Here is a 12,714-nt window from a genome sequence, read left to right on the forward strand (position 1 = left end):
CAACTCATGTTGGGGAGATGGGATATGAAACATGTATTTGTCGGATTAGGTTTTTTATTCGTTGGTATCGGGGGATTGGGCATTTTATTGCCTGTGCTGCCGACCACGCCTTTTCTGCTCTTGGCGGCGTTCTTTTTTTCCAAAGGTTCGAAGAAGTTCAATGACTGGTTTCTGTCGAGCCGGCTGTATAGGAAATATTTGCGGGATTTCGCAGAATCCCGTTCCATGCCGCTAAGGACCAAGCTAAGTATCATGGCATTGGCTTCTGTACTGCTCGCCATTGTCTTTATTTTTACGCAAAATTTGCACGTCCGGTTGTTGATTGGGTTAGTGTGGATCATCAAAACGTATTATTTTATTTTCCGCATCAAAACGGCTCCCAAGCCGCTTAGAGGAGGGGCTGCGAAATGATCAACGGCAGATTGCTGGCTTTAGTCCGCAAATCCGGCTATTATATCGGGTTGATCGTATTGATCAACTGGACCAGTCTGCTGTGCAGCGTTGCGGCTGTGGGAGCAATAGGTTATTTACTGCAGCAGGCTTGGGAAAATACGCTGACCGGATCTGCCGTAACCTGGGCCGCCTCCATCGTTCTCATCGCCATTGCGATTCGTTTTGTCTGCCATTATGGAGCGGCCGTGCTATCATACCGGGCTTCCGTCAACGCCAAAAAGGAATTGCGGTCGCGGATTTACCGGAAGCTGCTGAGACTGGGTTCCACATATACCGAAAAAGCTTCCACAGCGGAGATGATCCAGTTGGCGGTGGAAGGGGTGGAGCAGCTGGAAACGTATTTCGGCAGATACCTTCCGCAATTATTTTACAGTTTGTTGGCTCCGGTTACGTTGTTTGCGCTGCTGTCCTGGATCAGTCTTAAAGCCGCGGTGATTCTGCTGATCTGCGTTCCTCTTATTCCGCTTTCGATTATCACCGTAGTTAAGATCGCCAAGAAGTTATTCGGCAAATATTGGAAAAGTTATTCCAATCTTGGCAACGCTTTTCTGGAAAACTTGCAGGGGCTTACCACGCTTAAAGTCTATGGGGCGGACAAACGCAAACATGAAGAAATGAACGCGGCGGCGGAGCGCTTTCGCAAGATGACCATGAGCGTGCTGACGATGCAGCTGAATTCGGTTGCGGTCATGGATTTGGTCGCCTACGGAGGGAGCGCCGCTGGCATCATCATTGCCGGCCTCGAGCTTGCCGCAGGTAATATACGGCCGGGAGCGGCTTGCCTCATCATCTTGCTGTCCGCCGAGTTTTTTCTCCCCATGAGACTGCTCGGGTCATATTTCCACATTGCGATGAACGGCATGGCCGCCAGCGGCAAAATCTTCAAATTGCTGGATTTGCCGGAGGAAGAGCGGAAGAACGGGATATTGCAAGGGGCGGATATACGCTTTCACAAGGTTGGCTTTTCGTACGGCGGAAACGAGCCTGCCCTTCAAGACATTACATTGGACATCCCGCAAGGCGGCTTCGTCGCTATCGTTGGGGAATCCGGCTCCGGCAAAAGCACCTTGGCCGCTTTGCTGCAAGGGGCCCGCAAGGGCTATGGTGGTTCCCTGACCATCGGAGGCATGGAAGTTCGTGAAGCAGGCGAGGAAAGCCTGATGCAGGCGGTGACTTTGGTCAGCTACAACAGCTATATTTTCAAGGGGAGTGTCGAAGACAATCTCAGGATGGGAGCTCCTGAAGCTTCAGAGCAGCAGATGCTCGATGCGCTGCGCAGCGTGAAGCTGGATGAATTTATACTCCTGCAAGGGGGCTTGTCCTGGAAACTGGAGGAGCAGGGTTCGAACCTTTCGGGGGGCCAGCGCCAACGTTTGGCGTTGGCCAGAGGGCTGCTGCATGACAGCCCTATATATGTCTTTGACGAAGCAACCTCCAATATCGATGCGGAGAGCGAAGAGATTATCATGGAGGCCATGCGCTCATTGGCGGGGAGCAAAACGGTGATTGTGATTTCCCATAGGCTCGCGAACGTAGTCGGGGCGGATCAAATCATAGTCGTTCATGCCGGTAAAATTGCCGAATGCGGCACCCACAAGCAACTTTTGGAGAAAAACGGACAATACGCCCGGCTGTTCAGCAGCCAGCATGCTATTGAAAACTATGGAAGGAGGGAGAAGGTCTATGTCTAGAGGGAGGATTGGCCTTACGTTTAAGCTGCTGGCTCTGACGGGACCGCTTGTTCCTTTCCTGCTGCTTACCATTTTCCTGGGAGTTCTTGGTTTCCTGGCGGCCATCGGAATTGTTGTATTCGGCGGTTATGCGGTATTAAATGCAGCGGGTACGGTGGACGTTCCCGGCATCAAAACATGTTTCGCCGTTATCGCCGGATGCGCTGTGTTGAGGGGAGCATTTCGTTATGGAGAGCAGTTATGCGGACATTACATTGCTTTTAAGCTCTTGGCCGTGATCCGGGATAAGGTTTTTGGAGCGCTGCGCAGACTTGCGCCCGCCAAGCTGGAAGGCCGGGATAAGGGAAACCTGATTTCTATTATTACGAGCGATATCGAGCTGCTTGAGGTTTTTTATGCCCATACCATAGCTCCCGTTGCTATTGCGGTCGTGTTATCTTCGGTCATGACAGTATTTATTGCACAATACAGCTACGAGCTCGCGGCGATCGCCGCTCTGGCTTACTTGGCGGTAGGGTTGCTCATTCCCGCCATGGCTTCGCGGTTGGACAAAGGGCACGGAAATGTGTATAAACGCCGGTTCGGTGAATTGAGCAGCTATTTTTTGGACAGCCTGAGGGGGATGAAAGAAAGTATTCAATACGGTTGCGGAGAAAAACGCCTCGATGTGATCGATCGCATGTCGGATGAACTGGATGCCGAGTTCAAGGGGTTAAAGAGGCATGAAGGGGCGGTCAAAGCGGCAACGGACACGGCTGTGATCGGATTTTCGTTTTCCATTCTGCTGGCTGGTCTCGGTCTGCTTTCCGCCGGCCGAATCGGCATAGACGGAGTGGTCACTTCCACGGTTGCTTTATTCAGTTCCTTTGGTCCTGTCGTAAGCCTTAGCAATTTGTCCAACAGCCTTTTATTGACTTTTGCCAGCGCCGGAAGAGTTCTGGACTTGCTGGATGAACCAGAGCAAACGCCCGAGGTTACGGGAGGGCCGGATGTTGCTTTTGCCGGGGCTAAATGCATGGAGGTGGCCTTTGGTTATGGGAAGGAGCCTGTTCTGGAAGACGTCAATTTGACCGTCGCTTCCGGCCACATCGTCGGCATCACGGGAAAAAGCGGATCCGGCAAATCGACCCTGTTGAAGCTGTTGATGCGTTTCTGGGACGCGGATAGGGGGCGGATTTGTATCTCCAATGAAGACATTAGAAACGTGAATACGGAAAACCTGCGGAGCCTGCAGAGCTATGTCACCCAGGATACATTTTTGTTTAACGACACCATAGAGGCCAATATCAAGATAGGCAGGCCGGATGCGTCGAGGGAGCAGCTGGAGGAGGCAGCCAAGAAGGCGTCCGTTTATGAGTTTATCCAATCGCTGCCTCAAGGCTTCGAAACGACGGTTGGGGAACTGGGGGACAGGCTATCGGGCGGAGAGCGGCAGAGAATCGGGCTTGCCCGGGCGTTTCTCCATGATGCCCCGCTAGTGCTGCTGGATGAGCCTACCAGCAATTTGGACGCTTTAAATGAAGCCCTCATTTTGAAATCGTTGAAGGAGGAAATTAAACATAGGACGATTGTGCTGGTCTCCCACCGAAGCTCCACCCTGAGAATTGCCGACGAGTTTTATCATATGGCGGACGGGAGGATTTCTTAAAACTATAGGTATAGATTTGGAGATATTCCGAACAATAATTGAAGATGGTGCATATATTATTCGTATTTCTATTGACAAGCCCTGCAGCTAGCCCTAAAATAGCGGAGTAGAGCGCGATATTAAATTGCGGATCTCTCATTGGGAAAAGCGACAACAACAGTTAAATCTTTTTCGTATAATTCCCGGAATCGGCCCGGAAGTCTCTACGAGGTCACCGTAAATGATCTTGCTACGAAGAGAAGAAGCGGCGCAGGGCTTAGGCGTGGAAAAGCGAGTTTCGGGTTTTTCCGGAAAGCCTATGCGGTTCTCATGCTTCTTCTGGCTTACGGGACCCGGGGAACATTTATTGACCTCGGGCTTTTTGTCGTTTTCCGACTCATTGTTAAGGGGGAGAATTTTTCTTATGGATCGGTTCTTTAAGCTTAAGGAACACGGCACGAATGTAAGAACGGAGATTATAGCGGGGATCACCACGTTCATGACGATGGCTTACATTTTGTTCGTGAACACGATCTTTTTGGGACCCGGCGGAGCGGGCATTCCGGTGGAAGGGGTATTTTTCGCCACCACGATTGGCGCCGGGCTGATCACGATTCTTATGGGATTGTTCGTCAACATCCCGATCGCGCTGGCACCGGGCATGGGGCTGAACGCTTACTTCATGACCGTGGTGCTTAGCTCGGGTGGAGCGATTACTTGGCAGGCGGCGCTCGGCGCGGTATTTATTTCCGGTATCATTTTTCTGATTCTGACGGTGACGAAGGTGCGCCAGCTGCTGCTGGTTGCCGTGCCGCAGAGCATTAAAGCGGCCATCACGGTCGGCATCGGCCTGTTTGTGGCCAGCCTCGGTTTGAAGATGAGCAACCTGATCGGCGCTAATCTGTCGGGGGTAACGGACACGTCCGCCACGGTTCCCGGCAGCAGCATCAACTTCACGCTGGGCGATTTCGTCCATAGCCCCGATGTTCAATTAACGTTGATCGGCTTGATCCTGATTGCCATTTTGATGTCGCTGCGGGTTAAAGGAGCGCTGTTGATCGGGATTATCGCCACCACCATTATCGGTATTCCGATGGGCGTTACTAACGTTTCCGGGCTTTCCGGCGCCAGCTGGCTGCCCGCTTTTGACAATCTTGCGGTGGGCAAGCTCGATCTGGGTGCGGCTTTGCATCTGGGTCTGTTTGAAATTGTTTTTGTTTTCACGTTCGTTGAATTGTTTGATACGTTCGGCACTTTGGTCGGCACGGCTACCCGCGCCGGCTTGATGAAAAACAAAGAAGAAGGCGAGAAAAAAATCGGCAAGGCGATGCTGGTGGATGCGGTTGGCGTCAGCGCGGGCGCGTTTCTTGGCACCAGCACGATCACTTCCTATGTAGAGAGCACCGCTGGTGTGGCCGAAGGCGGACGCACCGGGCTCACTTCGGTAACGACGGGGATCTTGTTCCTCCTGGCGCTGTTCATCGCGCCGCTGGCCGGTGTTGTGCCGAGCGCGGCAACGGCTCCGGCGCTGATTATCGTCGGCGTGCTGATGATCGGCCAGGTCAAATCGATCGAATGGGATGACTTCCTGCATGCATTCCCGGCGTTCTTGACGATCGTATTGATGCCTTTTACCGGAAGCATCGCCAACGGGATCGCCGCCGGTTTGGTCTCTTACGTCATTCTGGGCGGATTCAACAACCTGTTCACCAAAAACAAAGTCAAAATCCATTGGCTGATGTGGGTGCTGGCCGTGCTCGTACTGGCGCGTTATATCTTCCTTGGCACCGAATAATTTAATGAAAACCGGATCGACCAACAAGGGTGTCCTTCTCCGTCAGGAGCAGGCGCCCTTGTTTTGGTTCTACCGCCGCCCACTGGAACGACAAACCGCCTACCCTTCAAAATAACGACATAAATTACCTCTATTTCTCCCAAATGAACGGATATCGCCGGAATAGCAACATTTTTTGCCTTTATTTTTCTGCTGGATTATCTCGGAGCAATACAAAAGAGCACCGCAGACTTATCGGCGCGCTTCTTTAAGCTCCATTTCTAGGCTGTTTGGCATGGAAAGAAACGGGTCCCCATTCCTGAATATTTTTTTGTGAATCCGCTTTTTTTCATAAACTATGGATTGATTTCCAGCCGGAGTCGATTATAATAAATTTGAATAATTAAATAAAGCGAAGTCAAAGGCAAACTATTCGAAAGGATAGGACGCAAAGTTTGGAGTCTAAAGCGTGCGCAAGCCGCGGTGAGAATTGCGGTGCAAGCTGCGCTATGATTGTCCGGCCGCCATGTAAGTATGGCGGTCTTTTTATTTTGAAGATTTTGATTGGAAAAAATTAACTTTCACAAAAGAAGGTGAACTAATGATTTCGATGGTAGGAAACGGCGCCCGGTCGATTCGGATCGGATTAGTCACAGCTCTGCTAGCGTTTTGGGTGGCCGGCTGCAGCGGGGCCAGTCCGCAGGCGGACAATGGGAATGGGGCCTCCCCCATGTCCGGGGCGCAGACCGCCTCATTGCAGCAGCAGCCGATTGCCCGATATACGGGGGAACCGAGCAAAACATTGTCTTTTGTCTATACGGCCAAAAAGGAGCTTTCCCTAACGTTCGACGGTTTGGGCGACCGCGAGACGATCGAGCGCTTATTGGATGAACTGGACAAGCATCATATCAAGGCGACGTTTTTTGTCCCGGGCATGCGGGCGGCCGAAGAGCCGGATTTGGTCAAGGAACTGGCCAGCCGCGGCCACGAGGTGGAGAACAATACGTTGACGCGCGCCGACTTGACGACCTTAAGCTATGAGGAAATTTATAAAGAAATCAACCGTACCAACGGTTTGATTGCCGACGCGACAGGCATGCAGCCGCAGTTCGTCCGGACCCGGGGGGCCCGTATGAGCGAAGACGTTCGCCTGGTGGCGGCGCAAACCGGACTAAAGGCCGTCGTTTCCTACAACATCAATCCGAAGGACAGCGACATGCAAAGCGCCAAGGAAATCGGCGATTACATACGGAAGTACATTAGCCGCGGCGGCATTATTGCGCTAAATACAGACGTGAATCCCGAGGTGGTTTCCTCCATTTCCTATATTGCGGCTGCGGCGAAAGAAGTAGGCTATAAATTGGTGCCGCTCGCAAAGCTGGTGCGTGACGGCGGCGAGCGGAAGCCGCTGGAGCAAATCCCGGGATACGATGCCGCCCGGATCAATCCCGATTACGAGCAGGCGGACTATAATCTGATTTATAACGCCAGCGACATCGCCAAATGGAACCCGCACGGCAAGAAGGTCGTCGCCCTGACCTTTGACGATTGGGGCAGCGATTTGACGGTTACTCGCCTATTAAAGATCCTGGAGGATCATGACGTCAAAGCGACCTTTTTTCTGCGGGCCAACGGCGTAGAGAACAACCCGAACCTGGCCAGAGCTATCGTCGAAGAGGGTCACCTTGTGGCGAATCATACCTACAGCCATCCCGTGATTACGCAAATCCCGCCCGACGAGCTGCAGGAAGAAGTGGTCAAGGCGCACCGCATCATCACCGAAGCGATTCAGCAGCAGCCGGCGATGCTGTTCAGGCCTCCAACCGGGGAGATCAACAAGGAGACGGCCAAGGTGATCGCGGCCACGGGGTATAAGACGCTCGCTTTGTACGATGTGACCACCCTGGATTGGAATTCCGACCATGACGCGCAGTACATTTTAAACGGGGTGCTGAAGCAGACGACCAACGGCAGCGTTATTTTGCTGCATATGCTTGACGGTCTCCATACGCTGGAAGCCTTGCCGGAGGTAATCGACCAATTGAAGCGGCGGGGTTATTCCTTTGTGCTTCTGGACGAACTGTACGGGATGAAATAAGGAACGAACGCTTGCTCAGCAACTATGGATACTCATCGGGAAATGAACGGAGTTGAATTTATGGATTTTGATCAGTTATACACACATATTGCTAAGCGGACGGCTAAGCTGGCTGTCGTTGGACTGGGGTACGTAGGTTTGCCGCTGGCGGTCGCGTTTGCCCGCAAGGCTGACGTCATCGGGTTTGACGTGAGTCCCCGGAAAATCGCCGATTACCTTGCGGGGAAAGATCCGACCGGCGATGTCGGGGACGCGGCGATCAAGGCGAGCTCGATTGACTTTACCTCGGATGAGGCGAGGCTGGGGGAGGCTTCCTTTTACATCCTGGCCGTGCCTACGCCGGTTCAAAACGATAAAGTGCCCGACCTTACTTATGTCAAGAACGCCAGTGCGAGGGTCGGGAAACATTTGCGCCCCGGTTCGGTCGTTGTCTACGAGTCGACGGTTTATCCCGGCGTCACCGAGGAAGTGTGCGTTCCGATCCTGGAGGCGGAGTCGGGGCTTACATGCGGGGTCGACTTTAAAGTCGGCTATTCCCCCGAACGAATCAATCCGGGCGATCAGGTTCACCGGCTCGAGAACATCGTGAAAATCGTTTCCGGCATGGACGAGCAGACGCTTGGTCTTGTGGCCCAGGTTTACGAGCTGGTGATCGAGGCGGGGGTTTACCGGGCCGAAAGTATCCGCGTGGCCGAGGCGGCCAAGGTGATCGAAAACGCCCAACGCGACATCAATATCGCTTTTATGAACGAACTCTCCATGCTGTTTCACCGGATGGGAATCGACACGAAAGCGGTGCTGGCCGCGGCGGGAACCAAATGGAATTTTCTCAAATTCACCCCGGGGCTGGTCGGCGGCCATTGCATCGGCATCGATCCTTACTATTTAACTTATAAAGCGGAAGATGCGGGGTACCATTCGAAAATCATTTCCGCGGGGCGGCGCATCAACGACGGGATGGGCAAATATGTCGCCCGCAGCATCGTAAAGCTGCTGATGCGCCTGCGGAAAGATTTGTCGGATGTGAAAGTCGGTATCCTCGGCCTGGCCTACAAGGAGGATTGCCCCGATTTTCGCAACACGAAGGTCACGGATATTATCGCAGAGCTGAAGGAATATGATATCCAGCCGCTTGTCTGCGATCCGCTGGTGGAGCCGCGGCTCGTGTACGAAGAGCACGGATTGGAGTTGGCGCAGCTGTCCGATTTGCGGGATTTGAACGTGGTGGTGCTGGCCGTGCCTCACAGGGAATTTCTAAACATGGCTCGTGAGGATTACGACCGGTTGTTCGGGGCGGACAAGAGCAAGGTGTTTATCGATATTAAAGCCGTGTTCGATAAATCCGAATTCGAAGCTTCGGGTTATCATTACTGGAGCCTGTAAAGGGCCCATCTTAAAGGTTAAGGGGCAATGAACTTGAGGAAAAAGAACAAAGCACAACAAAAGCCGGTTGAAGTTCTCTCCACGCCCAAGGCGGATCGGCGGCTGCTTGCCCATGTCCCCGATCCGGAGAACATCCGCAAAGCGTCGGACCGCAGAGGCATGTTGCGGTCAAAGGACGATGGGTCCGGTGAATCCGCCGATCATGGCGACAATAAGATGCCCCGTCTGCTCAGCTTGCGCTATGAGGCTGATTTTCCCGTCTCGCTGCTGCCCGTGGGAGCCGATAAGAAAGGGAAAAAGGCGGGCGCAAAGTCCAAAATAAACGGCATGGCCGCGGACATTTCTTCAACGGGGATTCTGGTGGAGCTGGAATCGGAGATGGCCGAAGCATGCCGTGAAGGCGATGTGTTCGAGCTGCGCTTCAACATTCCGCCGGGGACGATGCCGGAGGGTTTTGAGTCGAAGGTGAAAATAAAAGCATCGGTCGTTCGCAGGTTTACCCGTGATACGCCGGACGGGGAGAAGCCAATGGCGGCGCTTGCTTTTGAAAGCAACCTTTACAATTACTTTCAGAAACGGCGTTGGGGCTATTCCGTGTATACGGCCAGCGGCTTGCTGTTTGTCGCCATGACGATTATTTTGCTGATGCGCGCCGAAAGCATCATCTATTTCAAATACAATATCCTGCTTTATTTATACAGTCTAACGGCGGCCGTATTTTTGCTGACGCGGTATTTTTTTGGGGCTTTGTACCGCAACGTGCCGGTCAATCCGGATTATACGCCGGGCGTGACGATCATTATCCCTTGTTTTAACGAAGAGCAATGGATTCAGCGCACCGTGCTCAGCTGCATCAATCAGGAGTATCCGATCGACAAGCTGGAAGTGATCGTTGTGGACGACCGTTCGACCGACAGATCGGTGGAGCGGATCAACGAGATCGTCGAGCGCCTGCATAAGGAAGCGGAGCGGTTTGACATTCGGAATCGCCTCAGGCTGGTTGTCTTGCCGGAGAACGGAGGCAAGCGGGTCGCTTTGGTCAAAGGCGTGGAGATGGCCAAGCACGATTTGGTCGTGTTCGTGGATTCGGACAGCTTTTTGGAGCCGGACGCCATCCTTCACCTCGTGCAGCCGTTTCAAGATCCGAAAATGGGCGGGGTGGCCGGCCGGACGGACGTGGAAAACAAATATACGAATTCAATTACCAAGCTGCAGACGGTGCGCTATTATATCGCGTTTCGCATCATGAAAGCGGCGGAATCCTGGTTCGACAGCGTTACCTGTCTATCCGGTCCGCTGTCATGTTACCGGAAAGAGCTGGTGCTCAAATACGCGGACGCCTGGTTGAACCAGAAATTTCTCGGCCAGCCGGCCACGTTCGGCGATGACCGCAGCATGACCAACTTCATTCTTCGCTCCCATCGGACGGGGTACCAGGACAACGCGATTTGTTCCACCATCGTGCCGTCCAAGCTGGACGTCTTCCTGAAGCAGCAGATGCGCTGGAAGCGCTCCTGGCTGCGGGAGTCGCTGCGCGCCGGGACGTTCATCTGGCGTAAAGAACCGTTCATGGCGCTGTTTTTTTACATAGGCCTGATCGTTCCGATCGCCGCTCCGATCGTTGTGTTGTACAATCTCGTGTATGTGCCGCTCGTTTACGGCGTTTTTCCGGGCACATTTTTGATGGGACTTATATTGATGGCATTATTGATGAGCTTTGCGCATCTGTTGTTCCGTAAAAGCAAACTTTGGATTTTCGGCTTGGTATTCTGTGTTTTTTACGAACTGGTGCTGCTTTGGCAAATGCCGGTCGCCTGGGTCACGTTCTGGAAATCCACCTGGGGTACGCGGGAAACGCCGCAGGATGTTGAGGCCAGAGCCAAAAAAGAAAGCCGCAAAGCGAACAAACGGAGAAGATCATTGTTTAAAAATCTTTTTAATGATTCCCACAAGGACAAGGGTTCATACAGTGAGGTTGACTGACTATGGGAAAAAACAAGCCGCGCAAGGCGCTTGATGTCGGACGCAAAGAGCGGAACAAAGCGGTCAAATCGGCCGTTCAATTTGTGGTGCTGGCTATGGTGCTGGTGCTGCTGGTGCATGCCGTGGCGGGAATCCACCGTTACCGGGAGCCGGACAAAGCGGCCTGGCAGCAAACGCGGGGATTTATCGCCTTGTCCTATTATGGAGTGGATCGAACCGGAACGCGCGGTCTGATCGCCAAAAGCCGTCTGGACGAGCAACTGCAAATTTTGCGGCAAAACGGGTATGTCACGGTTTCGCAGCAGGATATTCTTGATTTTTACGAGCACGGCAAGCCGCTGCCCCCAAGGGCAGTGTATCTAAGCTTTGAGGACGGACGCAGCGATTCCGCCTTGTTCGCCCAGCCCCTGCTGGAAAAATACAATTATAAAGCGACGATGCTTTCCTACGCCGACCGGCTGGACGTCGCGGACCCGAAATTTCTGGCGGGGCCGGAGCTGCTTAAGCTGACGCGCAAAGGGTATTGGGAATTGGGGAGCAACGGTTACCGTTTGACCTATATCAATATTTTTGACAAGGACGGGCGGTACGTTGGAACGCAAACCGAGCAGCAGTTTAAGAATAAAGACGAGGCGCGTTACTATACGCACTATTTGATGGACTTCATCCGCGACGCCGATAAGGTGCCTTTGGAGAACCGCCGGGAAATGGAAACGCGCATTAACCAAGACTACCGGCTTATGGAGCAGATTTATCGGGATAAGCTGGGATTCGTTCCGAACGTGTACATGATCATGCACGCCAATTCGCTGCACAACGGAATGAATCCTTTGGTGGAAAACGTGAATTCCCAGAATATCGAACGGCTGTTTAAAATGCACTTTAACCGCGAAGGGCAAGCCTTTAATGACAGCGGCGGCGATTTGTACGATTTGACGCGGCTGCAGCCTTCCCCCGGCTGGTATCGCAACCATTTGTTGATGAGAATCGCGGGGGACACCGGGGAATCTTACGATTTCTATCAAGGCGACAAGAAGCGGGCCGATCATTGGCAATTGCTTGGCGGGGCCGCTGAATTCAGGGGCAACCGCATCATCCTGACCTCCCCGGAAAGCGGTAAAGGCCTGCTTTATCTTAAAGGGAGCGACGGCTATCAAAATGTGAAGGTATCGCTGCAGATTGCGGGGAACATTATCGGCTCGCAATCGGTATATTTGCGGTACGACCGCAAGGCCGATGCTTACGTAAAGGTGGTCGTGGAAGACAACCTGCTTCGCGTCGTGCAAAAAGAGCCCGGACAAACGGAGGAAAAGACGTTGATTTCCCGGGACCTCGGCAGTTTAAAAGGCGTATCGGAGCAGACGGCGATTGGGCGCAAGCTGGAGGTGGCGGTCGCCGGCAGCGGGTTGACCCTGCAGGTCGACGGGGCGGCCGCCGCGCCGGAAATCCAAATCGCGTCTGCGCTTGCCGCAGGCGGTTTGGCTTTGGAAGCTTCGGCAAGCGAGGAGCATAGCCAAGACCCGGTGTACGACGGTGTGTTTGACGATGTGATTGTTTCCGAGGCAGGGCAAAGCGGCACGGATGAGCCGCCGGGCAAAGTGCTGTTCTCGAACGGATACACCCCGCTGCAAAAGGCGGTCAACGGCGTTAAATGGACGTTTGACGCACTGGTTGATTGGGCGGTTGAAACCTTTTAAATGAAGAA

8 protein-coding genes and 2 riboswitches are annotated in these 12,714 nt (G+C 53.1%); all 8 genes read left to right on the forward strand.

What is annotated here, in order from left to right; translation table 11 throughout:
• The first annotated feature begins 24 nt into the window (after positions 1-24).
• Positions 25-411: a YbaN family protein gene (locus NYE69_RS08285; protein ID WP_340925765.1), complete on the forward strand. Its 387-nt coding sequence runs from the start codon at positions 25-27 to the stop codon at positions 409-411.
• Positions 408-2,144 carry an ABC transporter ATP-binding protein/permease gene (locus NYE69_RS08290; RefSeq protein ID WP_340925766.1) on the forward strand — a complete coding sequence of 579 codons (1,737 nt, stop codon included), beginning with the start codon at positions 408-410 and terminating at the stop codon, positions 2,142-2,144. The genes NYE69_RS08285 and NYE69_RS08290 overlap by 4 nt, the downstream gene beginning before the upstream one ends.
• Positions 2,137-3,792, forward strand: a complete 1,656-nt coding sequence (cydC, locus tag NYE69_RS08295) for a thiol reductant ABC exporter subunit CydC (protein WP_340925767.1) — start codon at positions 2,137-2,139, stop codon at positions 3,790-3,792. Before NYE69_RS08290 ends, cydC begins: the two co-directional genes overlap by 8 nt.
• 151 nt (positions 3,793-3,943) lie before the next feature.
• A riboswitch (purine riboswitch) is annotated at positions 3,944-4,044 on the forward strand.
• A gap of 151 nt (positions 4,045-4,195) precedes the next feature.
• Positions 4,196-5,566 (forward strand): NCS2 family permease, encoded by a 1,371-nt coding sequence (locus NYE69_RS08300; protein WP_036626068.1) that lies wholly within the window; start codon positions 4,196-4,198, stop codon positions 5,564-5,566.
• A 392-nt stretch (positions 5,567-5,958) separates the two neighbouring features.
• Positions 5,959-6,074, forward strand: a riboswitch (cyclic di-GMP riboswitch).
• Positions 6,075-6,146: 72 nt separating this feature from the next.
• Positions 6,147-7,643: a polysaccharide deacetylase family protein gene (locus NYE69_RS08305; protein ID WP_328273543.1), complete on the forward strand. Its 1,497-nt coding sequence runs from the start codon at positions 6,147-6,149 to the stop codon at positions 7,641-7,643.
• Positions 7,644-7,703: 60 nt separating this feature from the next.
• Positions 7,704-9,026, forward strand: coding sequence for a nucleotide sugar dehydrogenase (locus NYE69_RS08310; protein ID WP_328273542.1), 1,323 nt, complete (start codon positions 7,704-7,706; stop codon positions 9,024-9,026).
• A 27-nt stretch (positions 9,027-9,053) separates the two neighbouring features.
• Positions 9,054-11,009: a glycosyltransferase family 2 protein gene (locus tag NYE69_RS08315; protein ID WP_278737967.1), complete on the forward strand. Its 1,956-nt coding sequence runs from the start codon at positions 9,054-9,056 to the stop codon at positions 11,007-11,009.
• 2 nt (positions 11,010-11,011) lie between these two features.
• Entirely contained in the window at positions 11,012-12,706 is a 1,695-nt protein-coding gene (locus tag NYE69_RS08320; protein WP_340925768.1) for a polysaccharide deacetylase, read from the forward strand.
• The last annotated feature ends 8 nt before the right edge of the window (positions 12,707-12,714 follow it).

Source organism: Paenibacillus sp. FSL R5-0527 (genome assembly GCF_038008055.1).
Taxonomy (GTDB): Bacteria; Bacillota; Bacilli; order Paenibacillales; family Paenibacillaceae; genus Fontibacillus; species Fontibacillus macerans.

What these genes read in the sequence shown, in the direction of transcription:
- NYE69_RS08290 (WP_340925766.1), top strand. Translation starts at nt 408, where the DNA reads ATGATCAACGGCAGATTGCTGGCTTTAGTCCGCAAATCCGGCTATTAT.
- cydC (WP_340925767.1), top strand. Translation starts at nt 2,137, where the DNA reads ATGTCTAGAGGGAGGATTGGCCTTACGTTTAAGCTGCTGGCTCTGACG.
- NYE69_RS08300 (WP_036626068.1), top strand. Translation starts at nt 4,196, where the DNA reads ATGGATCGGTTCTTTAAGCTTAAGGAACACGGCACGAATGTAAGAACG.
- NYE69_RS08320 (WP_340925768.1), top strand. Translation starts at nt 11,012, where the DNA reads ATGGGAAAAAACAAGCCGCGCAAGGCGCTTGATGTCGGACGCAAAGAG.
- NYE69_RS08305 (WP_328273543.1), top strand. Translation starts at nt 6,147, where the DNA reads ATGATTTCGATGGTAGGAAACGGCGCCCGGTCGATTCGGATCGGATTA.
- NYE69_RS08285 (WP_340925765.1), top strand. Translation starts at nt 25, where the DNA reads ATGAAACATGTATTTGTCGGATTAGGTTTTTTATTCGTTGGTATCGGG.
- NYE69_RS08310 (WP_328273542.1), top strand. Translation starts at nt 7,704, where the DNA reads ATGGATTTTGATCAGTTATACACACATATTGCTAAGCGGACGGCTAAG.
- NYE69_RS08315 (WP_278737967.1), top strand. Translation starts at nt 9,054, where the DNA reads ATGAACTTGAGGAAAAAGAACAAAGCACAACAAAAGCCGGTTGAAGTT.